The following is a 22,467-nucleotide window of genomic DNA, read 5'->3' as shown; positions in this document are numbered from 1 at the left end:
GTCCCGCCATTGCGGCGGTGCGCGCGGACGTCTGGGCGTCCATTCGGATCTGACGGCCGCCGGTTCCCGTCACTCATGACAACGGATCGATGTCATGGGTTGTGCGCCAGATCGCTGGGTACGACGTCGGTGTAGTTCGCAAATTCGCTGTAGGTCAGGCGATGGTCGCCATTGAGGTCGTACCGCGTGAACTGGGACCGCAGCAGAGGCATTCGCGGCGGCACCTCGGAGAAAGACAACACCTTGTCGCTGTTGCGATCGAGGGAAAGAAACGCTTCGGTGGACTCCATCGGCGTCATCAGCGGCTTGCGGTGCGCGCGCTTCAGCGCTTCACGGGTGGCCTGCACGTCGAATGGCTCCCGGCCCGATGTGCTGATCTGCCGCGACATTTCCATTCGGGCTTCGGAACGACCCTTCTGCGCATCCTGCCCATACAGCGGGGTGGCCAGGATGACGCAAGCGATGAACAGCGACGAGGACGAGAATGTTTTCATAAGGTTTCAATCCCATTCGATGGAACGCTGACAGGGGTCGAACTTTAACCTCGGCTTGCACGAAATCCGGGGCATCCGTGCTCACAATAATCGTTACTGCGGAAACCATCGATACAGCTTGTTGAATGAACTGACTATTCTGGCGTGATGCGGCACGCCGATCATGCTCTAGCACGAAATATTTCGTTACTCAAGAGCCCCGTTCTTGCTGGTGCAAATGTTAAGGTTTCGTACACGCGTGTTAGTAAAGTGTTGACCACCATGATTTCATGAATTAACGTCGGGCGAACTTCGCAGCAATCGCAGCAGGTCGAAGCGGCACTTCGGCAATAGCGAAGGCGGCAGTTTAGGGTCCCAACAATAAGTTTCATGCGCCCGGATACCCGGGTAGAACCTTGGAGTCACCACTATGAATTCGCGGAAAACATCCATCGCGCGCCAGCTTCCACGCACCGCGCTCGCCATGGCCGTCGGCTTGGGCTTTGCCGGTTTGGCTTTCGGCCAGGCGACCACCGGCAGCATCTTCGGCCAGGTTCCCGCCGGCAACGGCGATACCGTAACGGTCAAGAGCTCGTCTGGCGTGACCCGTCAGGTCGGGGTCGATTCGTCGGGCCGTTATGACATCGGTTCGCTGCCGCTCGGCAGCTATACGGTTACCTTGCAGCGGGACGGCAAGACCGTTGATTCCCGTTCCAACGTCACTTTGCGCGTGGGTTCGGGCACGGAAGTCTCCTTCGGCGGCGCCGAGGGCGCACGGAACCTCGCCGCGGTCACGGTTCAGGCGAACGCTTTGCCGACCATCGACGTGACCGGCGTCGACTCGCGCACAGTCATCACCGCCGAGCAGCTGGCCAAGTTGCCGCTGGCCCGCAGCGCGGAAGCCATCGCCTTGCTGGCACCGGGCGTCACCCAGGGTAGCTCGCTGTTCACCAACGCGACCGGCGGTTCCGTTGTCTCGTTCGGTGGCGCGTCCGTCACCGAGAATGCTTATTACCTCAATGGTTTGAATACCACCGATCCGCTTAGCGGTTTTGGTGGCATCAGCCTTCCCTATGGCGCCATCGATCAGCAGGAAATCCTCAGCGGCGGCTACGGTGCGGCTTACGGTCGTTCCGATGGTGGCGTGATCAGCCAGGTCGGCAAGCGCGGCACCAACGAGTGGCACTTCGGTGGTCAGGTCCTGTGGACCCCGGATGACCTCAAGGCCGACCCGGACAACTGGTATTACCGCAACAAGGACGGCTCGAAAGGTGACATCCGCCAGTATCGCCACGACAACAAGTCCTGGACGACCACGGTGGATGCCTATGTCGGCGGCCCGTTGATCCAGGACAAGTTGTTCATTTTCGCGGCGGTGGAAGCCGAACGTCAGCAGGGTAAGAGCACCGGCTCCAACGCGGCTCCGTATGTCACGCATTACCGCTACGACAACCCGAAGTGGTACGCCAAGCTGGATTGGAACATCACCGATCGCAACATTCTTGAAGTCACCGCGGCGTCGAACAAGTCCTCCTACGAGGGCGTGATGAACAACTTCGACTACGACACCCAGGAAGAGGGTGGTTTCAACAGTTACGACACCAGCACCAAGAAGGGTGCGGACATCTATCTGGGCAAGTTCACCAGCTACATCACCGATGACCTGACCGCGACCGTGATGTACGGCAAGATGAAGGGCACCTGGTACAGCGACACGCCCGGATACGATCCGACTTATCCGTACCTGTTCGGTTACCCCGATCAGAACCCGGATGTCCCGGGCGCCGGCAACCAGAACACCCAGACGGTGTCCACCATCAACCTGCCCGGCCACCGTTCGACCAGCACCAACTTGCGCGTTGACCTGAGCTACAAGCTGGGCGATCACACGATCACCGGTGGTATCGACAACCAGACCGTCAACAATATCGATGCTGGTACCAAGTTCCCGGATTCGGGCTTGGGCTACGCCTGGGAATACGACACCATGGACGGCGATGCCGACACGTACGTTGTCGGTGGACCCGATACGGGTGCGGGTTGGGAGAAGCGCCCGTGGGTGGTTAACACCGGATCGCAGCCTGGTGGTGATACGGGCTTCTACGTCGCACGGTACCGGTATCACGACGATGGGTCGTTCCGTGTCGTCCAGCGTGCGCAGTACATCGAGGACAGCTGGCAGATCAATGACCGCTGGTTGGTCAAGTTGGGTCTGCGCAACGACCAGTTCACGAACTACAACGCCGGTGGCGAACCGTATCTGCGCTTGACGTCGCCGCAGTGGGCCCCGCGCCTGGGCTTCAGCTGGGACGTCAATGGCGACTCCAGCTTCAAGGTCTACGGCAACGCCGGTCGCTACTATCTCGCCCTGCCCAGCAGTGTGGCGCAGCGTTCGGCAGGTTCGTCGCTGTATACCCGCGAGTACTACACCTACGACAGTATTGATGCTAATGGCGTGCCCGTCGGCTTGCACGCCCTCGATACCAGCGTAGGTGCTGGCCAGCCGTTTTCTGCCAATGGTGAGTACGGTCAGCCGCGTGACCCGAAGGTGGGTTCGGCGGGCGATCTGACGTCCGAGTACCAGGACGAGTACATCTTCGGTTTCGACAAGTCGCTGGGTGACGCGTGGGTCTTCGGTGCGAAGGCTACCTACCGCAATCTTCGCAACGCGATCGACGACATCGGTGATGCGCCCTCGATCCTTGCCAAGATGGACGAGATGGGCATCGATCCCACCACTTATGACGTTGGTCAGATTCCCGGTAGCTTCCTGATGAACCCGGGTAAGGATGCGGTGTACTCGATCAAGAAGCTGGACGGCGGCTATTACGAAGTGCCGATGCGCTGGAAGGAAGATTTCGGCTTCAACACCACCATGAAGCGTCACTACTACGGTCTCGATCTGTACTTGGAGCATCCGTTCGACGGCAAGTGGTTCGGCAAGATCGATTACCTGTATTCGCGCAGCTACGGCAACAGCGAAGGCCAGGTTCGTTCGGACATCGGTCAGGAAGACGTGTCGGCCACGGTGGACTGGGATTACGCCGCGACCATGGAGTACGCCAACGGCGCGCTGGCTAATGATCGTCGCCATCAGTTGAAAGCGTATGGCTCGTATCAGATTGCTCCGGAATGGCTGGTTTCGGGCAACGTGGCCATTGCGTCTGGTGCGCCGAAGACCTGCTTGGGCTACTACGGCCCGGGACAGACCAACCCTGGTCTGGGCTACGGTCCGTACTATCACTATTGCAACGGCAAGTGGACGCAGCCGGGCGATACGCGTCACCCCTGGACGTACCGCGTGGATCTGAGCGCCGAGTACCGTCCGGAGTGGGCGGGCAAGAAGCTGGCCTTCAACGCCATGGTCTACAACGTGTTCGACAATCAGGTGATCACGCAGACCTATCCGATCTCGACGAGCGCAAGCTATGGCCGTCCATACGGTGCGACGACCCCGCGTTACGTCCGTTTCGGTGTGTCGTACGACTATTGATGGTGAGTTAGGTAGCAAATTCACTGCTGTTTGAGTGACAAGAAGGCCGCCGGTTCTCCGGCGGCCTTTTTCGTGCGTGGGCAAACCCGCGTTCTGCCCAGCCCGGTGTCCGGACGACGGGGCGGAAAACCCGCTAACGCGGGTGAATACCCGGTTGACTTTTCCAGCCGGACTGTTTCCGCTATGCTCCGGGTTTCCCCCGCGAATGACTGTGGCGTTACGACGTCTGACAGGTTCGTGTCCGTTGAACGCAGAATTCGAGGTTTCCCCATGCGCAAGCTGGTTTTGTTGCTGACGTCACTTGCGGCGTTGGTTTTGGCCGGGTGCAATGCATCCCCTTCGTCGCAGCAGAACGGCGCGGGCGTTGCCGCGTCGGGCAGCGCGGCTTCCGGCGTCGCGGCCAACGTGGTGAGCGGCACGGTCGCTCTGCGCGAGCCGGCGCAGTTGTCGCCGAAGGCGAACCTGGTGATCAGCCTGGTCAACGTGTCGTCGACGGCGCAGACCGGCACGGCGCCGCTGGCCAGCAAGACGGTGTCGCCCGCGACGACGTTTCCGCAGTCGTTCGAGCTCACTTTCGATCCCGCCAAAGTCAATCCGTCGGACCTGTATGTGGTCAAGGCGCAGCTGACCGATGGCGAACGCCAGTACACCATGCCGCTGCAGGCTCCCGTGTTGACCAATGGCAACAAGAACGAGGTGTCGATCCAGCTGGTGGCCGAGCAGACTGCCGCGGAGAAGGACCTGGCTGCGTTCAATTCACTGGAGCAGCAGATCGGCGGCATGATGGTCAAGAGCGGCACCAAGCTGGGTGACGGCGTCTCCCGCGGGTGGCAGATTTTCCGTCAGGCCGGTGATATCAAGTTCATCCGCGAGCTGGTGGATTACGGCGACAAGGGCTTTACCAGCACCGATTTCGCCTACCGGGATGGCAAGCCGTGGGCGGCGGTGCAGCAGAAGAAGGCCAGCCGGACCGCCAAGCCGACGTCCACCGACAGCGCGAGCTGGGCCGAGAACGGCACCCTGGTGCTGAAGCTGCACGAGGCGGATGGCAAGACCGAGACGCTGGATTCCGATACGGCGTCGAGCTTGCACCAGCAGGCCGTGAACATCCTGAGCCTGGCGACGGGCGGCAAGAACAAGTAGCAGCAGGCTTCCCCTGCAGCAGATAAAAAAAGCCGCCAGCGCAAACTGGCGGCTTTTTTCATGGCGATCAGATCATCAGAAGCCGATCTTCATGCCGATGTTGACGCTGTTGTACTTCTGGCTGTTGTCGCTGAAGCGGCCGCTGTAGCCGATCCAGCTGCTGATGTTGGACGTCAGCTGCGCCGATAGGCCCACGTCGGCGGTGCCCCAGCTGTCGTCGGGGATGAAGCCGGTCAGGGCGAAGGTGCCGCTCATGCTGTTGAGGCCGGCGCTGACGGTGCGCGGGTCGGCCTTGCTGTCGTGGTTCCAGGCCACTTCGGCGTAAGGCGACAGCACCGTGTTGCCGGCCTGCCAATGGCCCTGCAGACGCCAGCCGGCGGTGGCCACCAGTGCGTCGCGCTGCTGCCGACCGAACCACATCGCGGTACTGTCGTTGCCGTTTTCGGTGTAGCCATTGATCTTGACGGTCTGCCATTCCACGGTGGCGAACGGCCCGGTACGCAGGTCATTGAAATCGAACCACCAGCCACCGGTCAGCCCGCCGCCCAGATGCGAGCCGTCAGCCTTGCCCGTTTCGCTGCGATGGGCGGCGCCGATCGCCACGCGACGCTCGATGTCCTTGAAGTTGGATTGTCCGAAGTTCGCGTAACCGCCCACGTAGCCGCCGCCGGCATGGTAGGTGACATAAGCCTGGCCGCTGATGTCCTGCAGCTTGTAGCCGCCACCGCCGGCGAAATCGGCGGTGTGCTGGCCCACGCCCAGCGCCATGCCGGCGGAAACATGATCGGTGGCGCGTACGTCGGCGCCCAGTGTGAGGTTGACGTTGTTGCTGTCGGTTTTCGGAGCGCCGTTGACGGCCTTGAAGCGCTGGCGGCCGTAATCGATGTTGACGAAGGCGCGCGTGTCGCTGCCGGCGCTGTCGGCCAGCATCTCGTTGCGGATCGCGCGGGTCTGCGCGTTGTTGGCGGCCAGCGGGGCTTCGCCCAGCAGCGATACCTGTTCCGGCGCGCGCAGTACCGACAGCACGTATTGGCCCAGCATGGCGTGGGCCGCGGTCGTGGGATGCACGCCATCGGCGAACAGGTAGCTGTTTTCCGTGCCCGGCGCATAAGTGACCGTGGCGCCCGGCGTGCCTTGCGGCGCGCACGCCACCGAGCTGCCGCTGCCGCCGGTGCAGGCCGGGTCAGTGACATTGCTGAAGCCGTACATCTGCGGGTTGGCCACCACTTCGTTCAACAGGCTGTAGGTGTTGATCGGGATGATGCCGGTGCCCAACCGCGAAATACCGGCGTTGAGCTGGCCGTTGAAGATCAGGCTCAAGCCGCTCAGCGAGGCGGCCGCTTCCGCGCCCTGCGACCTGGCCGAGGGCGTGATGCCCACGTTGGGCAGGTTGAACACCAGGATGTTGGTGGCGCCCGCGGCCTGCAGCTCGCCGATCAGCTTGACCTCCTGCTGCGCGGCGGCGGCGACATTGGCCTGCACCTGCTCGGCCGTTTCGAACGAACTGACGCCGGCGGTCGCCATGACCTGCGAACTGATCTGTGCGGCCACCTGTGCGGCCGTCGTGGCCGGCAAGCCCGCTGTATTGGCAGCGATCAACTGCTGCGCGGTCGCGCCGGCACCTGCGGCGGTGGCGTGATAGAAAATATCGTTGGCACCACCCCAGACCGAATAAAGCGCCTTGCCATCCACTGCGCCGGCCGCCAGATAGCCATCGATTTGCGACGTGATGGTCGGCACGCCTGCCGGCGTGCCCGGCGAATTGGTGTTGATGCCGGCGCCGCCCCACGCGTAATCGCTGCCGCCGGTGAGCGAGGGTGCCAGCTGGAACCCCAGATCCGTCGCCACGTTTTCGATCGTGGTGGTGCCAGGGTTGGTGGTGAACCGCATGGGCACCGGCGATTGCGCGAACGTGGAAAGGTTGCCGCTGTCGCTGAGGCTGTCACCAAAAACGACGACGTTGCTGAACTGGGCGGCGCTGGCACTGGCGCTGAATAGCAGTGCTGCGGAAATGGCCCCGGCGAGATAACGAGAACGCGGCATGGAAGCACTCCTGATCGGAAAACTTGTTATGTCCGAGTTACGTTAATCCAATCCATACGGAAGCGCATGCTGCGGTGCACGGCGGCCGGGGCGCGGCGTCAGCGCTCGCGCGCCTTGGCCAACGCATCGGCAAAAGCGCTGTTGGCGGGAGGGGTGGTCGGCTTGGGCACACCGCCGCCGGAGCGTGTGCCGCCGCGCCCATCGCGGGCGCCGCCGCGCGACGACGGCTCGCCATTGCCCGCCGGTTTGCCGCCGCGCGGCTGGCCCGGTTCGTCATCCAGTCGCATGCTCAGCCCGATGCGCTGGCGCGGCAGGTCGACTTCCATGACCTTGACCTTGACGATGTCCCCGGCCTTCACCGCATCACGCGGATCCTTGACGAAGGTGTGCGACAGCGCCGACACATGCACCAGCCCATCCTGGTGCACGCCGATGTCGACGAATGCGCCGAAGGCGGCCACGTTGGTGACGCGGCCTTCGAGGATCATGCCGGGCTTGAGATCCTTCACGTCCTCCACGCCTTCGGCGAAAGTAGGCGCCACGAATTCGGGGCGCGGATCGCGGCCGGGCTTCTCCAGCTCCTTCAGGATGTCGCGCACGGTGGGCACGCCAAACTTTTCGTCGGTGAACTGTTCGGGCTTCAGCGCGCGCAGGAAGCTGGCGTCGCCGATGACGCTTCTCACCTCGCGGCCGCACTGCGCAATGATGCGCTCGACCACCGGGTAGGCCTCCGGGTGCACCGCGCTGGCATCCAGCGGGTTGTCGCCGTTGGATACGCGCAGGAAGCCGGCGCACTGCTCGAACGCCTTGTCACCAAGCCGCGGCACTTTCAGCAGCGCCTTGCGATTGGCGAACGGGCCGTTGCCGTCGCGGTGCTTCACCACGTTTTCAGCCACGCTCGCGGAAAGGCCGGCTACCCGCGACAGCAGCGCGGCCGAAGCGGTGTTCACGTCGACACCGACCGCGTTGACGCAATCCTCCACGCGGGCGTCCAGTGCGCGCGCCAGCTTGATCTGGTTCACGTCGTGCTGATACTGGCCCACGCCGATGGCCTTGGGTTCGATCTTCACCAGTTCGGCCAGCGGATCCTGCAGCCGGCGCGCGATCGACACGGCGCCGCGCAGGCTCACGTCGAGGTTGGGGAATTCCTTGGCCGCGGTTTCCGAGGCGGAATACACCGAGGCGCCGGCCTCGCTCACCACTACCTTCGACAGCTTGTGCTCCGGATGGGTCTTGGCGAGGCCCTTGATGAGTTCGGCGGCCAGCTTGTCGGTTTCGCGCGAGGCGGTGCCGTTGCCGATGGCGATCAGGTCCACGCCGTGCTGCTTGCACAGCCGCGCCAGCGCGGCCAGCGATTCGGTCCACTGTCGTCGCGGCTCCAGCGGATAGATGGTGTCGGTGGCCAGTAGTTTGCCGGTGGGATCGACCACGGCCACCTTGCAGCCGGTGCGGATGCCCGGGTCCAGGCCCATCACGGTTTTGGCGCCGGCCGGTGCGGCCAGCATCAGGTCTTTCAGGTTGTCGCCGAAGACGCGGATCGCTTCGTCCTCGGCGCCTTCGCGCACGCGGCCGAACAGGTCCAGGGTCAGGTGCAGATGCAGTTTCACGCGCCAGGTCAGGCGCACGGTTTCGCGCAGCCAGGCATCGGCAGCGCGGCCGCGGTTGTGGATGTCGGCGCGGGCGGCGACGCGGCCTTCGGCCTCGGCGTGGCCCTGGTCGGCGTCGGTGTCGGGTGCCAGTTCCAGCTCCAGCACGCCTTCGTTGCGCGCCCGCATCAGTGCCAGCAGACGATGCGAGGGGATCTTGCCGATCGGTTCGACGTGATCGAAGTAGTCGCGGAACTTCGCGCCTGCCGCCTCCTTGCCTTCAACCAGCTTGGCGCGAATCTGGCCCTTGCTCCACAGCCAGTCGCGCAACTCGCCGACCAGCGCGGCGTCTTCGGCGATGCTTTCCATCAGGATGGCGCGGGCGCCGTCCAGCGCCGCGCGTACGTCGGCCACACCCTTCTCTGCATCGACGAAGGCCTCGGCGAAGGCTTCCGGCGTTTGCGTGGGGTCGTCGCGCAGGCCCAGCGCCAGCGGTTCCAGCCCGGCTTCACGGGCGATCTGCGCCTTGGTGCGGCGCTTGGGTTTGTACGGCAAGTACAGATCTTCCAGCCGCGCCTTGGTGTCGGCCGCGAGCAGGTCGCTTTTCAGCGCATCGGTGAGCTTGCCCTGTTCCTCGATGCTGGCCAGGATCGCCGCACGCCGGTCTTCCATCTCGCGCAGGTAGTGCAGGCGCTCTTCCAGCAGGCGCAGTTGCGTGTCGTCGAGCCCGCCGGTGACTTCCTTGCGATAGCGCGCGATGAACGGCACGGTGGCGCCGCCATCGAGCAGATCCACGGCGGCGCGAACCTGTTCGGTTCTGGCGGCGATATCGTTGGCGATGCGTTGTTCGATGCTGAGCATGGGTGGCTTTCAATTCCTGGCGACGGCGCGTGGCGTCGGTTCACTGTGGTCGAACCGCCGATGATAACAAGCAGGCCAACGCTGTTCAGCGCGCGGCGCGCGGATCAGTTCGGCGGCGGATTCGAGGGGTCTCGCTCGGGCGCCGTGCTTCAGGGCGACGGCGCCGATGCCGGTCAGGCACTGAACGTGTTGCTGTTGCCGGGCGGCGATGAGGGGTTGCCTGCGTCGCTGGCGCGGCCGTTCAACACCAGGGTTTTTGCCAGCATGTCGTGCAGGCCCTGGTGACGCGAGGTCCAGGCGACCGTCAGATAGCTGATCAGCGGAATCAGCGCGGTAATCGCGTTGGCCAGCCGGACCGCATTGCGCAGCGCGCTGCGGGCGAAGCCGAGGCGCTGGCCGTCCATGTCGGTGACGCGCAGCCCGAGCGCCAGCTTGCCCGGCGTGGCTTGCCACCGTGAGCACTCGAAAAACGCGTAATAGAGGAAGCCCACCAGCAGCGACCACATCGCCGCCGGCCGCACCGTGCGGGAATAGTCGGCCATTGCCACCATCGGGGCGATGCCGCTTTCCACCTGGCTCATGAAGTGCTCGAACGCGGCCGGCGCACCCATCGACAGGGCGATCAGGGCGGTGGGCAGCAACAGGATGAGATAGTCGATGATCCAGGCGCCGAGGCGCTTCCAGAAACTGGCCACGTCCTCCAGTGCGCTGTCGTTGATGGTCGGCAGCGGCGGCACCCGCGGGGCGTCGGAGGTTTCGGGTTGCGCCTGGGGGAAAAGCACCGACAGCGGTTGCCAGTCGGCCAGCCCTTCGTACCAGCCCAGGTCGGCGGGGCTGACTTCCCCGCTGGCCAGCCATTGGCGGATATCGGCTTCCGTATACGGGCCGTGGCGCTCACCGTCCCGACCGATCCAGACTTCCATCGTGCATGTTCCTGCTTGGTGATGCCGGCCATGATGCCATGCGCGGGCGGAGGCGATGTGACCGGAAACTCCGGAAGTCAGGCCGCGTCGCGACGTTTCAGATGCACCAGCAGCAACGAAATGGCGGCGGGAGTCACGCCGCTGACGCGGGCCGCCTGGCCGACGGTGGTGGGCAGCGTGCGCTTCAGCTTCAGCAGCACTTCGGCGGACAGCCCGCGTACCTTGTCATAGTCGAAGCTGGCGGGAATGGCGGTGTGCTCGTGGCGCCGCTGGCGCTCGATCTCCTCGCGCTGGCGTTCGAGGTAGCCGGCGTACTTGATCTGCACCTCGACCTGCGCGGCCACGTCGTCGCGCGCCACGGCAGGGCCGAATTCGGCGATGGCGGTGAGCTGGGCGTAATCGATTTCAGGACGGCGCAGCAGATCCGTGGCGCTGGTTTCGCGACTCACCGCAATGCCAAGTTCGCGTTCGACGGCCGCCCCGAATCCATTGTTGGGGCCGGCCCACAAACCGCCCAGCCGCTGCATTTCGCGCTCGACGGCCTCGCGTTTGGCGCGCAGCGCATCGAAGCGCGCCTGCGGCACCACGCCCAGCGCGTGGCCGGTTTCGGTGAGGCGCAGGTCGGCGTTGTCCTCGCGCAGGTGCAGCCGGTATTCCGCGCGCGAGGTGAACATGCGGTACGGCTCGATGGTGCCATTGCTGGTGAGGTCGTCGATCAGCACACCGATGTAGGCCTCGTCGCGGCGCGGATACCACGGCGCCTTGCCTTGCACGGCCAGCGCGGCGTTCATGCCGGCGATCAGGCCTTGCGCGGCCGCTTCCTCATAGCCGGTGGTGCCGTTGATCTGGCCGGCGAAATACAGGCCGGGGATGGCCTTGGTCTCCAGCCACGGGTTGAGTCCGCGCGGGTCGAAATAGTCGTATTCGATGGCGTAGCCCGGGCGGGTGATGTGCGCGTTCTCGAAGCCCTTGATCGAGCGCACCAGCGCCAGCTGCACGTCGAACGGCAGCGAGGTGGAGATGCCGTTGGGGTAGATCTCGAAGGTGTCCAGCCCTTCGGGCTCGATGAAGATCTGGTGCGAGGACTTCTCCGCGAAGCGCACCACCTTGTCCTCGATCGACGGGCAATAGCGCGGGCCGATACCCTCGATCTGGCCGGTGTACAGCGGTGAGCGGTCCAGCGCGCCGCGGATCAGTTCGTGGGTATGCTCGGACGTGTGGGTGATCCAGCAGCTGACCTGGCGCGGGTGTTCGTCGCGGGTGCCGAGGTAGGAAAATACAGGTGCCGGAGAGTCGCCGGGCTGTTCCTGCAGCGTGCTGAAATCGATGCTGCGCTGGTCGATGCGCGGCGGCGTGCCGGTCTTCAGGCGGTCCGTGGCGATCGGCAACTCGCGCAGTTTCGCGGCCAATGCGCTGGAAGGTGGATCGCCAGCGCGGCCGCCGGCGTATTGCGCCGGCCCGATGTGGATCTTGCCGGCGAGGAAGGTGCCGGCGGTAAGCACCACCGCGCGCGCGCCAAACGACAAGCCCATCTGCGTGACCACGCCGCAGACGCGGCCGTTCTCGATGATGAGGTCGTCCACCGCCTGCTGGAACAGCTCCAGGTTGGGCTGGGTTTCCACAATGTGGCGGATCGCCGCCTTGTACAGCCCACGATCGGCCTGGCAGCGGGTGGCGCGCACGGCGGGGCCTTTCGACGCATTCAGGGTGCGCCACTGGATGCCGGCACGGTCGGCGGCGTGCGCCATCGCACCGCCCAGCGCATCGACCTCCTTCACCAGGTGGCCTTTGCCGATCCCGCCGATGGCAGGGTTGCAGCTCATCTGCCCGATCGTCTCGATGTTGTGGCTGAGCAACAGCGTGCGCGCGCCGGTGCGCGCGGCGGCAAGCGCTGCTTCGGTGCCGGCATGGCCGCCGCCGATCACGATGACGTCGTAGTGGGTGGGATGACGCATGAAACTGCCCTGGTCGTGCAAAAGGTGACGAAATACGCGCAATGGTACTGCCATCAACCCGTTGCGGCAGGATTTGGCTGTGCTGGCACGCATCCTGCTTTTCCCGGGCTGCACTTTCCCGGGCAGACGCTGCGCCCGGCGCGCCGAGATCGAACGACAGGGGTTTGATCGCGTACCGGGAAAGGAAGCCTAGACGGCACCCTTTGGGGTGCCGTCGCCTTTTGCGGAGCCGGAAAAACCAGACCCGCGACAAGCGCGGGTTGCGGAGCTGGAAAAGCCAGACCCCGCGCAAGCGCGGGGTCTGGGGGCTGCTTAGATCTGGCGTCCGGCGGTCTCAGGAACAGGGGGAATCCAGGATGACCGTGTTGCCGGACGCCAGAAGCCGTGAAAACTGGCGCGTTCAAGGCCAAGCGGCGGTCTTGAAGCTTCAGTCGATATTTACTCCGCGCGCGTGAACACGCAGTGACTGGCGCGGGAGTTTGTGTCCAATCGCGGCAACAGCTGACACTCCACGGCAGCCGAGGCCTACATTTCCGCTCGTGAGCGGATCTCCCCCTCTTTTTGGCATGCCAGTTGCAGCAGGCACGGCAACCCAGGGAGGACGTTTGACCATGAACTTCGATTTTGAACCGGTGTATGCCCATCACGATCTGTTGATCGAAATGGGCCGGGTGGAACTGGCCATGGAAAATATCGAGGAGCGCGCGGGCGAGGAAAGCTCCAGCCTGCTGCCACGACTGGTTTCGCGCATGAACAACCTGCGCGAGGCGCTGGACCATCTGCCCGCCTGATCCAGCCCCTTGCGACGGACTACTGCTTCCGTACGTTGGCCACGATTTCGCGCAGGTTGCGTGACAATCCTTCGCGATTGGCCAGATCCTCGATGACCCTGCGGGCCGCTTCACGACGGCCCGGCTCCAGCCGCTGCCAGCCGTTGAAAGCGGTGGCCAGCCGCGCGGCCACCTGCGGGTTGAGCGCATCGAGCTGCACCAGTCGCTCGGCCAGGAAGCGGTAGCCCGCGCCATCCGCACGGTGGAAGCCGCTGGGGTTGGCGCGCACGAATGCACCCAGCAGCGACTGCACGCGGTTGGGATTCTTCAGGGTGAACGAGGCGTCACGCTCCAGCGTCAACACGCGACCCAGCGCCGTCTCGCCCGGCACCTGTGCCTGCGCCATGAACCATTTGTCCAATGCCAGCGCGTTGTCGGCATAGCGCTGGCGGTAGTGCGCCAGCGCCGCCGGTGCCTGCGCGGCGTCGCTGCGCAACAAGGCCATCAATGCGCCAAGCCGATCAGTCATGCCAGGTGCGCTGTCGTATTGGGTAGCGGCAAGTGGCTGCGCCGCGCCGGGATCGATCAGGCACAGCAGTTCCAGCACGCGCTGTTTCAGCCGGCGTCGGGCCTGACTGGCGGCATCGAGGGAAAGGCTGGCTTCGCCGGCCAGCGCCAGATAACGCTGATGCAGCGCCTCGGCGCCGATGCGCTCCGCCAGCTGCCGCTGCAGTTGCTGGCGCAAGGCGTGGATGCGCGCCGGGTCGACGCTGGCCTCCCGCTCGGCCCACTCCACTTCGCTCGGTGGCGTCAGCAGGTTGGCCAGCAGGGCGGGCTCGACATCGTTGTGGGCGAACAAGACAGACAACGCGTCGAGCCACGCCTCCAGTGCGTGGCTGGCGCCGCCATCGCGCAGCTCGACATAGGCCAGCGTGGCCAGTTGCTGGCTGGCCTCCCAACGGTTGAAGCCGTCAGGGTCGTGGCGCAGCAGCAGGGCCAGTTCGGCGGCGTCGTAGTCGCATTCCAGGATTACCGGTGCGGAGAAGCCGCGCAGCAGCGACGGGACCGGTGCCGTCGGTACGTCCCGGAAGATGAAGGTCTGCTCGTCCGCCTCCAATACCACCACGCACTCGGTTTGTGGTTTGGCCGTCTGGCCGTCCAGATGCAAGGCCATCATCTGCCCATCACCGTCGAACAGCGCCAGCTTCACCGGAATGGGCAGGGCCTGTTTTTGTGGCTGGCCTGACGTGGCTGGCGTGTGCTGGCGCAAGGTCAGCGCATAGCTGCGGCGGGCTTCGCCGTACTCGCCGCGCGCATGCAGGCGGGGCGTGCCGGCCTGGCCGTACCACGCCAGGTAGGGGCCGAGGTCGGTGTGGTTGGCTTCGCCCAGCGCACCGAGGAAATCCTCCAGCGTGGCGGCGCGGCCATCGTTGCGCGCGAAGTACAGGTCCATGCCGCGTCGGAAACCCTCGGGACCCAGGCGGCCGGCCAGCATGCGCACCAGTTCGGCGCCTTTCTCGTACACCGTGGCGGTGTAGAAATTGTTGATCTCGCTGTACTGCGCCGGGCGCACGGGGTGGGCCAGCGGGCCGGCGTCCTCGGGGAACTGGGCGCGGCGCAGCAGCGATACGTCCTCGATGCGCTTCAGCGACGTGGAGTTCATGTCGGCCGAGAAGCTCTGCTCGCGGAACACCGTCAGCCCTTCCTTCAGCGACAGCTGGAACCAGTCGCGGCAAGTCACCCGGTTGCCGCTCCAATTGTGGAAATACTCGTGCGCGATCACCGATTCCACGTGGCGGTATTCATCGTCCGTGCTGGAGTCGGGGGCGGCCAGCAGGTACTTCGCGTTGAAGATGTTGAGGCCCTTGTTCTCCATCGCACCCATGTTGAAATCGTGGGTGGCAACCACGTGGAAAACATCCAGATCGTAGTTGCGGCCGTAGGTCTGCTCGTCCCAGCGCATCGAGCGCTCCAGCGCATCCATCGCGTAATCGCAGCGATCGATGACGTCGGCTTCCGACCAGATTTTCAGCGTGACCGCGCGGCCCTCGGCGGTGACGTAGTCGCGTTCGATCGACTGCAGGCGGCCGGCCACCACGGCGAACAGGTAGCTGGGTTTCGGGTGCGGATCGACGAAACGCGCCCAGTGCCGGCCATCGTCCAATACGCCGGCGCCATCGGGATTGCCGCCGGCCAGCAACACCGGGAAGCGGTCGCGATCGGCGCGCAGGGTGACCGTGTAGCGTGCCTGCACGTCCGGCCGATCGGGGAAGAACGTGATATGCCGAAACCCTTCGGCCTCGCATTGGGTCAGCAGGAAACCCGCCTCGGCCGACCCGGAAAGATAGAGCCCCTCCAGCGCGGTATTGGCCGCGGGGCGCAGGCGCACGCGGGTTTCCAGCACGCTGCCATCGCGCGCGCCGTCCACCTCCAGCACGTTGCTGGCGTAGCGGAAGGCGTCGGGTGGAAGCGTGGTGCCATCGAGCGTGATCGACAGCAACTCCAGGTTTTCGCCATCCAGACGCAGCGGTTGCGTCTGTGCGGGGTCGCGACGCAAGTGCAATCGCGCGGTGACTTCGGTGGTGTCGATGGCCAGGTCGAAGTCCAGTTCGACCGTTTCGACGCGCCACGCCGGCGCGCGGTAAGCGTCCAGGCGGGTGGGGGCGGCAAGTTGTTCAGGGCGGGCATTCATGCGGAAAACAGATGGGTGTGAGAGGCGATCAGGCTAACATGGGCCTTTTCGCGACAGGAGCATCCGATGACGCGCTATACCGTCGAAGAGGTCTTGTGGGACGAGCAAACCGTCCTGGTGCTGACCGACCAAGCGCAGCAACGGCACGTGCAGATTGCCCGCCACGGCGCGGCCTTGCTCACCTTCAAGATCATGGTCAACGGCGTGCTGCATGACCTCGCCGACGGCTATCGCGATGCCGCCGAGATCGTCAGTCGGCCGAGTTCGCGTTTCGCCATCATGGTGCCGTTCGGTGGCCGCATTGCCGCCGCGCGCTATGAATTCGATGGCCAGGCGCAGGATCTGCAGCCGGGTGTGGTGGGCGATCAGCGCGCCAGCCGTCACGGCTTCGTGCGCGGCGTGGATTTCGACATCGTGGCCTTGTCGGCCGACGAGCAGCGCGCGCAGCTGACCCTGGCGACGTCGTCGATCCGGCCGCAACCGGGCTACCCGCACGCGATCGACCTCAGCATCACCTACACGCTGGACGTGCAGGGGCTCACGCTGGAAGCGGCCATGCGCAACGTGGGCGACAGCGCCGCGCCGTGCTTTTTCGGCTGGCATCCGTACTTCCGCCTGCCGGCCGGCGAGGTGGACGACTGGCAGCTGCAGATACCCGCGCAAACGCTGATCCACACCGACGCCAACCTCATCGCGTTGCCCGGCGCGCCCGCGTACGTGGCGCTGGATGACGCGCCCGCGCTGGATTTCCGCGTGCCACGACGCATCGACGACGCCATCATCGACCAGGGCTACACCGACCTGGAGCCGGAAACGGACGGGCGCATCCGCACCTATTTGCGCGACCCGGCCAGCGGCGTGGGCATTGCGGTGTGGCAGGAGCGCGGCATGATGCACGCCTTCACCGCCGACACGGTGACGCGCGACGTGCGCGGCGCGGTGGCGCTGGAGCCGATGGAATGCATGGCCAACGCGTTCAACCGGCCCGAGTGTGCCGACACGATCCGGTTGATGCCGGGCGCCGAGCGTCGCTTCCGCTGCGGCGTGGAAATCGACATGGACGCCGTGGCCTCGGCATGAATCGCGACGCACTCCCAACCCTCGACGATATCCGTGCCGCCGCTGCGCGCATCGCGCCGTATGCGCAGCTCACACCGGTGCTGCGCAGCGACGCGCTGGACACGTTGGCCGGCGCGCGGCTGCATTTCAAGTGCGAAAACCTGCAGCGCAGCGGCGCTTTCAAGTTTCGCGGCGCCTGCAACGCGGTGTGGGCGCTGGACGATGATCAGGCCGCGAGCGGCGTGATCACGCATTCGTCCGGCAACCACGGCAACGCGCTGGCGCTGGCCGCGGCCACGCGCGGCATCGCGGCGCACGTGGTGATTCCCGAAGGCGCGGTGCGTGCCAAGGTCGAGGCGATCGAACGCGCCGGCGGCACCGTGCATCGCTGCGCCCCCACGCAGGCTGCGCGCGAGGCTATGGCCGCCGAATTGCAGCGCCAGACCGGCGCCGTCTTCGTGCACCCCTATGCCGACACCCGGGTGATGGCGGGGCAGGGCACGCTGGCGTTGGAGCTGTTGCAGCAGGTGCCGGACATCGACACCTTGATGACGCCGGTGGGCGGTGGCGGGCTGGCCACCGGCGTGGCGATTGCCGCGCATGCGCTGGATCCGACGCTGGCGCTGTTCGGCGCCGAACCGGCCGGCGCCGATGACGCGGCGCGATCGCTGGCGCAGGGTTCGCGGGTCACCACCGTCGTCCCCGACACGCTTTGCGATGGCCTGCGTGCGCTGGTGGGCGAGCACAACCTGGAGGCGCTGCGCGCGCACCATGTCGAGGTCATCACCGTGACCGACGACGAAACCGTGGCCGCGATGCAGCTGTTGTGGCGCGAGTTGAAAGTGCTGGTCGAAGTGTCCAGCGCCACGGTGCTGGCGGCGATCCTCAAGCAGCCGCAGCCGTTCGCCGGCCGCTGCGTGGGCGTGGTGCTTACCGGCGGCAATATCGACCTTGCGGCGTTGCCTTGGTGAATGCGCTGTGGGAGCGACTTCAGTCGCGATGCCCTTTCTTTGGAGCTCCAGAACAAGAGCATCGCGGCTGAAGCCGCTCCCACAAAAGCCGCTCCCACAGTAGTGTCAGCGGATAGCCCGCCGTGCGCCGACACCACTGATCGCCAGCAATCCCAGCAGCACCAGCACGATGCCGACCCACTCCATCAACGACGGTCGTTCGTGCAGGATCAGCCACGCCAGCACCACGCTGACGATCGGCACGCCCAGGCTGGAGACGCTGGCCACGGTGGTCGGCAGGCGCTGCAGCACGATGGACCACAGCCACCACGCCAGGCTGGACGCCAACAGCACGCTGTAGGCCAGGCCGGCGATGAAGGCGCCACTCCACTCGATGTCGCGCTCCGGCGTCACCAGTGCCAACACGCCCAGCGCCATGCCGCCCAAGAGCATCTGCCATGCCGTCAGGTTCAGCACCGACGGCGCGTGGCGCTGGAACATGCGCTTGCTGAGCACCGTGCCGGCGGCCCAGGCCGCGCCGCCGGCGATCGCCAGCGTGGTGCTCAGCGCGCTGCCCAGCTCGTGCCAGGGTTCGATGATGCAGACCAGGCCGATCGCGGCCAGCGCCACGCCAACCCAGTGACGCGCGGTGGGGCGGTCGCCCAGCACCAGCCACGCCAGGAACACCGCCCAGAACGGCATCGTGTAGGCCAGCAACGCCACATGGCCGGCGCCGCCGTCCATCAGCGCCCACTGTTCCAGCCCCTGGAACGCGGCGGTCTGGCACAGGCCGATCGCCAGCGTGAGCAGCAACGGCGGCGGCCGCAGCGATTGGCGCGACAGCAGCAGTGCCACAAACAGCACGCCGGCACCGAGCAGGTAGCGCAAAGCGGCGAAGTGGAACGGCCCGGCATACGCCAGCACCTGTTTCATCACCACCCAGCTGTAGGCCCAGATCAGGATGGTGCCGATCAACGCGAACAGCGCGCCGCGTTGCGGAGAGGGGGAAATGGTCATGATGGGGCGATACGGAAGGTGGCGCAGTGTAGCGTGCCGCAGCGAAGTGGCGTGTCCGTGGCAATCATGGGCGCGCGGCGTTTCGGTGGCGCGACGCAGCGGCTTTGCGCCCCGCCGCGATACCATGGGCAAATCGCGAGACCGCCTGTTGCGCGGCGGTCGCCACCCCTTAACCTGTTTCGAGTCTGCATGCCATGAGCCCTACGCGCCTGGAAATCACCCGCCCCGACGACTGGCACCTGCATCTGCGTGATGGCGAGGCGCTGGCGTCGGTCATCGCGCATACGGCAAAGCGGTTCGCCCGCGCCATCGTGATGCCCAACCTCAAGCCGCCGGTAACCACCGTGGCCCAGGCCGAGGATTACCGCCAGCGGATTCTCGCCAGCCTGCCGGCCGGTTCGCGCTTCCAGCCGTTGATGACGCTGTACCTCACGGAAACCACTACGGTCGACGAGATCGCCCGCGCCGCCGCCAGCGACAGCGTTTTCGCGGTGAAGTATTACCCGGCCGGCGCCACCACCAATTCGCAAGCGGGTGTGCGCGATCTGGCCCACGTCTATCCCGTGCTGGAGGCGATGGAGAAACATCAGCTGCCGTTGCTGATGCACGGCGAGGTCACCGATCCAGCGGTCGACATCTTCGATCGCGAGCGCGTCTTCATCGAGCGTCACCTGCTGCCACTGCGCGAAAAATTTCCGGCCCTGCGCATGGTGCTGGAACACATCACCACCCGCGACGCCGTCGATTTCATCAGCACCGCACCGGCCAACGTGGCCGCCACCATCACCGCGCATCACCTGCTGCTCAATCGCAATGCGCTGTTCGAGGGCGGCATCCGGCCGCACAACTACTGCGCGCCGGTGTTGAAGCGTGAAACCCATCGCGCGGCGCTGCTGCAGGCGGCCACCAGTGGCAACCCGCATTTCTTCCTCGGCACGGACAGCGCGCCACACATCCGCGAAGCGAAGGAAACGGCCTGCGGCTGCGCCGGCGTCTACACCGCCCACGCGGCGATCGAGCTGTACGCCGAAGCGTTCGAGCAGGCCGGCAAGCTGGACCAGCTCGAAGCCTTTGCCAGCTTCCACGGCCCGGATTTCTATCGCCTGCCACGCAACCAGGATCGGCTCACGCTTGAGCGCACGCCCTGGCAGGTGCCCGACGAGTTCCCCATGGCCGGCGCCACCTGCCGGCCGATGCGTGCGGGCGAATCGATCGCGTGGTCGATCGCCGACAACGCTGTGGCCTGAGCCTTTGGTGGCGGCAGCGTGTGGCAACATGATCGCTTTCCCGCCAGGCCTGTTTCCATGAGCGTCCCCTCGAATCCCGTGCGTTGCGCCTGGGCCGGCAGCGACGCGCTGATGCGCGACTACCACGACACCGAATGGGGCGTGCCGCTGCACGACGACCGCGCGCTGTTCGAATTCCTCTGCCTGGAAGGCGCGCAGGCCGGCTTGTCCTGGCGCACCGTGCTGACCAAGCGCGACAACTACCGCAAGGCGTTCCACGATTTCGAGATCGCCCGCGTCGCCGCGATGACGGACCGCGCGCTGGAAAAGCGCCTGCTCGACCCCGGCATCATCCGCAACCGCCTGAAAGTCTCATCCACCCGCGGCAACGCGATTGCCGCGCTCGAGGTGATTGACGAGTTCGGCAGCCTCGACGCGTACCTGTGGTCCTTCGTCGACGGCAAGCCGCTGCTGAACCGCTGGCGTGAACCGTCCGATGTGCCCGCCAGCACCGCGCTTTCCGATCGCATGAGCAAGGCGCTGAAGAAGCGCGGCTTCCGCTTCGTGGGCAGCACCATCTGCTATTCGCTGCTGCAGGCGACCGGCATGATCAACGACCATCTGGTCGGTTGTTTCCGGCACCCCGGATCCCGGCCGCACCAGCCGTAGCGAACGCCGATCAATTCCGGCTGGCGGCTTTCGCGGTATTGGCCTCGTTGGCCGGGTCTTCGCGCAGCAGGCGGCGTGTGACGCCGTTGGTCCAGCCGAAGCCGTCCTGCAGCGGGTATTCGCCGCCGCCACCGCCCACGGCGCAGTCGTCCTGTTTCATCACCACGTATTTTTCGACCAGCTTGCTTTCGCGCTGGTACAGGCTGCCGACCGTGTGCAGCCAGCGTTTGGCGATCTCGTCGGCCAGCGGGTCGTCGTAATGGCGCAGGCCGCCGATGGCCAGCCATTGCAGTGGCGCCCAGCCATTGGGTTGGTCCCATTGCTGGCCGCTGATGCTTTCGCTGGTGCCGATGCCGCCGTCCTGCAGCAATCGCGCGCGAAGCGCTTCGCCCACGCGCCGGGCCTGCTCGCGGGTGGCGATGTTGATGTACAGCGGTGTGGCGGTGGCCGCGTTCAGTGCGGTGCGCGGTGCCTGCCGCTGCCAGTCGTAGTCGAGGTAGGCGCCGGCCTCTTCGTTCCACAACATCTTGTCGATCGCCGCGCGTCGGGCGCGGGCCTTTTCCTGGAAGGCTTCGCCCTGTTCACGCTGGCCGTTGGCGCGGCTGAGCAGGCCGATCTGCCCTTCGAGCTTGTACAGCAGCGCGTTCAGATCGACCGGCAGGATCGAGGTGGTACGGATGCTGGCCAAGCTGGCATCGTCGTCGCACCAGCGGGCGCTGAAATCCCAGCCGGAGGCGGCGCCGGCACGCAGTTCGCGGTAGACCTCGTGCACCGGACGTGAGGATTGTTTGGCCGTGGTCACGTCCTCCAGGTAGGACTCTTCGCGCGGTGTGTCACGGTCATCCCAGTAGCGGTTGAGCAGGCTGCCGTCCTCCAGCCGCACGCAGTGGCGGTGGGCGTCGCCGGGGCGCAGGTCGTCGGCACCGTCCATCCAGTAGGTGTATTCCTTGCGCAGCCGCGGCAGGTATTCCATCGCCGCGCAGATGCCGCTGTGCTCGAACAACTCCACCATCAACGCGAACACCGGCGGTTGCGAGCGGCTGAGGTAATAGCTGCGGTTGCCGTTGGGCACGTGGCCGTAGGTGTCGATCAGGTAGGCGAAATTGTTGGCCATGTCGCGCAGCAGATCCTGCCGCCCACTCTCGGCCAGGCCCAGCATGGTGAAATAGGAATCCCAGTAGTACAGCTCGCTGAAGCGCCCGCCCGGCACCACGTAGGGGTTGGGCAGGGGCAGGATGGAGCTGTGCGCGGGGTGCTCGCGCGGCTGCCGCGTGAGCACGTTCCACAAGCCGTCGATGTGGTCCCGCAGCGGCTGGCCGGGTGTCGAGACGTAGTGGCTGTGATGGACTTCCGGCGGCGAGAAATGCTGTTTCACGAACGCCTTGAGATCGAAATCCGCCGCGTCGCTCTGGCAGCGGTAGGCGTCCAGTATTTTCTCGGGATCGCCGCGCGGCGCGCAATCGACGAAGGTCTTGCTGTCCTCGAACACGCGGCCCGATTGCACCGCCACGAACAGCTCCTGATAGCGATCGGCTGGTGTGAGCGTGTCGGCCGGTGCGGCGCGGGCGGCGCGCTCGGCGTTGGCATGCGGGTCCAGTACGGTCATC

At 65.4% G+C, this 22,467-nt stretch carries 15 protein-coding genes; 7 read left to right on the top strand and 8 right to left on the bottom strand.

Features of this window, described 5'->3' with window-relative positions; translation table 11 throughout:
* Positions 1–92: 92 nt before the first annotated feature.
* A complete protein-coding gene (locus ASD68_RS14680) occupies positions 93–389 on the bottom strand; it encodes a hypothetical protein (RefSeq protein WP_156458429.1) in 297 nt (98 codons plus the stop codon).
* Positions 390–903: 514 nt separating this feature from the next.
* Between ASD68_RS14680 and ASD68_RS14675 the strand changes: the two genes are divergently transcribed.
* Both ASD68_RS14675 and ASD68_RS14670 read left to right on the top strand, forming a co-directional pair.
* Positions 904–3,966, top strand: coding sequence for a TonB-dependent receptor (locus ASD68_RS14675; protein WP_056084325.1), 3,063 nt, complete (start codon positions 904–906; stop codon positions 3,964–3,966).
* 270 nt (positions 3,967–4,236) lie between these two features.
* Positions 4,237–5,109 (top strand): YbaY family lipoprotein, encoded by an 873-nt coding sequence (locus tag ASD68_RS14670; protein ID WP_056608044.1) that lies wholly within the window; start codon positions 4,237–4,239, stop codon positions 5,107–5,109.
* A 75-nt stretch (positions 5,110–5,184) separates the two neighbouring features.
* On the opposite strand, the gene ASD68_RS14665 is transcribed toward ASD68_RS14670, so the two are convergent.
* From ASD68_RS14665 to mnmG, 4 genes are all read right to left on the bottom strand, one after another.
* Positions 5,185–7,152, bottom strand: coding sequence for an autotransporter domain-containing protein (locus ASD68_RS14665; protein WP_056608042.1), 1,968 nt, complete (start codon positions 7,150–7,152; stop codon positions 5,185–5,187).
* 98 nt (positions 7,153–7,250) lie between these two features.
* Entirely contained in the window at positions 7,251–9,599 is a 2,349-nt protein-coding gene (locus tag ASD68_RS14660; RefSeq protein ID WP_056608039.1) for a Tex family protein, read from the bottom strand.
* A gap of 173 nt (positions 9,600–9,772) precedes the next feature.
* On the bottom strand, positions 9,773–10,522 hold the full coding sequence (locus ASD68_RS14655; protein ID WP_056608038.1) for an RDD family protein: 750 nt from the start codon (positions 10,520–10,522) through the stop codon (positions 9,773–9,775).
* Positions 10,523–10,599: 77 nt separating this feature from the next.
* On the bottom strand, positions 10,600–12,477 hold the full coding sequence (mnmG, locus tag ASD68_RS14650; protein WP_056608117.1) for a tRNA uridine-5-carboxymethylaminomethyl(34) synthesis enzyme MnmG: 1,878 nt from the start codon (positions 12,475–12,477) through the stop codon (positions 10,600–10,602).
* Between the two features lie 611 nt (positions 12,478–13,088).
* On the opposite strand from mnmG, the gene ASD68_RS14645 reads away from it, so the two are divergent.
* Entirely contained in the window at positions 13,089–13,268 is a 180-nt protein-coding gene (locus ASD68_RS14645; RefSeq protein WP_235577638.1) for a hypothetical protein, read from the top strand.
* 19 nt (positions 13,269–13,287) lie between these two features.
* Here the strand turns inward: ASD68_RS14645 and pepN are convergent, their stop codons facing one another.
* Positions 13,288–15,939: an aminopeptidase N gene (gene pepN, locus ASD68_RS14640; RefSeq protein ID WP_056608035.1), complete on the bottom strand. Its 2,652-nt coding sequence runs from the start codon at positions 15,937–15,939 to the stop codon at positions 13,288–13,290.
* Positions 15,940–16,005: 66 nt separating this feature from the next.
* Between pepN and ASD68_RS14635 the strand changes: the two genes are divergently transcribed.
* Positions 16,006–17,019 carry an aldose epimerase gene (locus ASD68_RS14635; protein ID WP_056608033.1) on the top strand — a complete coding sequence of 338 codons (1,014 nt, stop codon included), beginning with the start codon at positions 16,006–16,008 and terminating at the stop codon, positions 17,017–17,019.
* A complete protein-coding gene (locus ASD68_RS14630) occupies positions 17,016–17,969 on the top strand; it encodes a pyridoxal-phosphate dependent enzyme (protein WP_056608031.1) in 954 nt (317 codons plus the stop codon). The genes ASD68_RS14635 and ASD68_RS14630 overlap by 4 nt, the downstream gene beginning before the upstream one ends.
* Before the next feature lie 105 nt (positions 17,970–18,074).
* On the opposite strand, the gene ASD68_RS14625 is transcribed toward ASD68_RS14630, so the two are convergent.
* Entirely contained in the window at positions 18,075–18,959 is an 885-nt protein-coding gene (locus tag ASD68_RS14625) for a DMT family transporter (RefSeq protein WP_056085128.1), read from the bottom strand.
* 200 nt (positions 18,960–19,159) lie between these two features.
* On the opposite strand from ASD68_RS14625, the gene pyrC reads away from it, so the two are divergent.
* The gene (pyrC, locus tag ASD68_RS14620) at positions 19,160–20,212 is read left to right on the top strand and encodes a dihydroorotase (protein ID WP_056608029.1); all 1,053 of its coding nucleotides are present in this window, start codon (positions 19,160–19,162) and stop codon (positions 20,210–20,212) included.
* A 57-nt stretch (positions 20,213–20,269) separates the two neighbouring features.
* Positions 20,270–20,860, top strand: coding sequence for a DNA-3-methyladenine glycosylase I (locus tag ASD68_RS14615; RefSeq protein ID WP_056608027.1), 591 nt, complete (start codon positions 20,270–20,272; stop codon positions 20,858–20,860).
* A gap of 10 nt (positions 20,861–20,870) precedes the next feature.
* On the opposite strand, the gene treF is transcribed toward ASD68_RS14615, so the two are convergent.
* Positions 20,871–22,466, bottom strand: a complete 1,596-nt coding sequence (treF, locus tag ASD68_RS14610) for an alpha,alpha-trehalase TreF (protein WP_056608025.1) — start codon at positions 22,464–22,466, stop codon at positions 20,871–20,873.
* Between the last annotated feature and the right edge of the window lies 1 nt (position 22,467).

Source organism: Rhodanobacter sp. Root627, assembly GCF_001427835.1.
Taxonomy (GTDB): Bacteria; Pseudomonadota; Gammaproteobacteria; order Xanthomonadales; family Rhodanobacteraceae; genus Rhodanobacter; species Rhodanobacter ginsenosidimutans.
The sequence above is the reverse complement of the archived record's forward strand: the minus strand, read 5'-3'. Positions and strand labels throughout refer to the sequence as shown.

Excerpts from the sequence above, each read along its gene's own strand:
- pyrC (WP_056608029.1), top strand. The coding sequence starts at position 19,160 with ATGAGCCCTACGCGCCTGGAAATCACCCGCCCCGACGACTGGCACCTG.
- ASD68_RS14665 (WP_056608042.1), bottom strand. The coding sequence starts at position 7,152 with ATGCCGCGTTCTCGTTATCTCGCCGGGGCCATTTCCGCAGCACTGCTA.
- ASD68_RS14645 (WP_235577638.1), top strand. The coding sequence starts at position 13,089 with ATGAACTTCGATTTTGAACCGGTGTATGCCCATCACGATCTGTTGATC.
- mnmG (WP_056608117.1), bottom strand. The coding sequence starts at position 12,477 with ATGCGTCATCCCACCCACTACGACGTCATCGTGATCGGCGGCGGCCAT.
- ASD68_RS14635 (WP_056608033.1), top strand. The coding sequence starts at position 16,006 with ATGACGCGCTATACCGTCGAAGAGGTCTTGTGGGACGAGCAAACCGTC.
- ASD68_RS14660 (WP_056608039.1), bottom strand. The coding sequence starts at position 9,599 with ATGCTCAGCATCGAACAACGCATCGCCAACGATATCGCCGCCAGAACC.
- ASD68_RS14680 (WP_156458429.1), bottom strand. The coding sequence starts at position 389 with ATGTCGCGGCAGATCAGCACATCGGGCCGGGAGCCATTCGACGTGCAG.
- ASD68_RS14675 (WP_056084325.1), top strand. The coding sequence starts at position 904 with ATGAATTCGCGGAAAACATCCATCGCGCGCCAGCTTCCACGCACCGCG.
- ASD68_RS14630 (WP_056608031.1), top strand. The coding sequence starts at position 17,016 with ATGAATCGCGACGCACTCCCAACCCTCGACGATATCCGTGCCGCCGCT.
- treF (WP_056608025.1), bottom strand. The coding sequence starts at position 22,466 with ATGACCGTACTGGACCCGCATGCCAACGCCGAGCGCGCCGCCCGCGCC.
- ASD68_RS14615 (WP_056608027.1), top strand. The coding sequence starts at position 20,270 with ATGAGCGTCCCCTCGAATCCCGTGCGTTGCGCCTGGGCCGGCAGCGAC.
- pepN (WP_056608035.1), bottom strand. The coding sequence starts at position 15,939 with ATGAATGCCCGCCCTGAACAACTTGCCGCCCCCACCCGCCTGGACGCT.
- ASD68_RS14670 (WP_056608044.1), top strand. The coding sequence starts at position 4,237 with ATGCGCAAGCTGGTTTTGTTGCTGACGTCACTTGCGGCGTTGGTTTTG.
- ASD68_RS14655 (WP_056608038.1), bottom strand. The coding sequence starts at position 10,522 with ATGGAAGTCTGGATCGGTCGGGACGGTGAGCGCCACGGCCCGTATACG.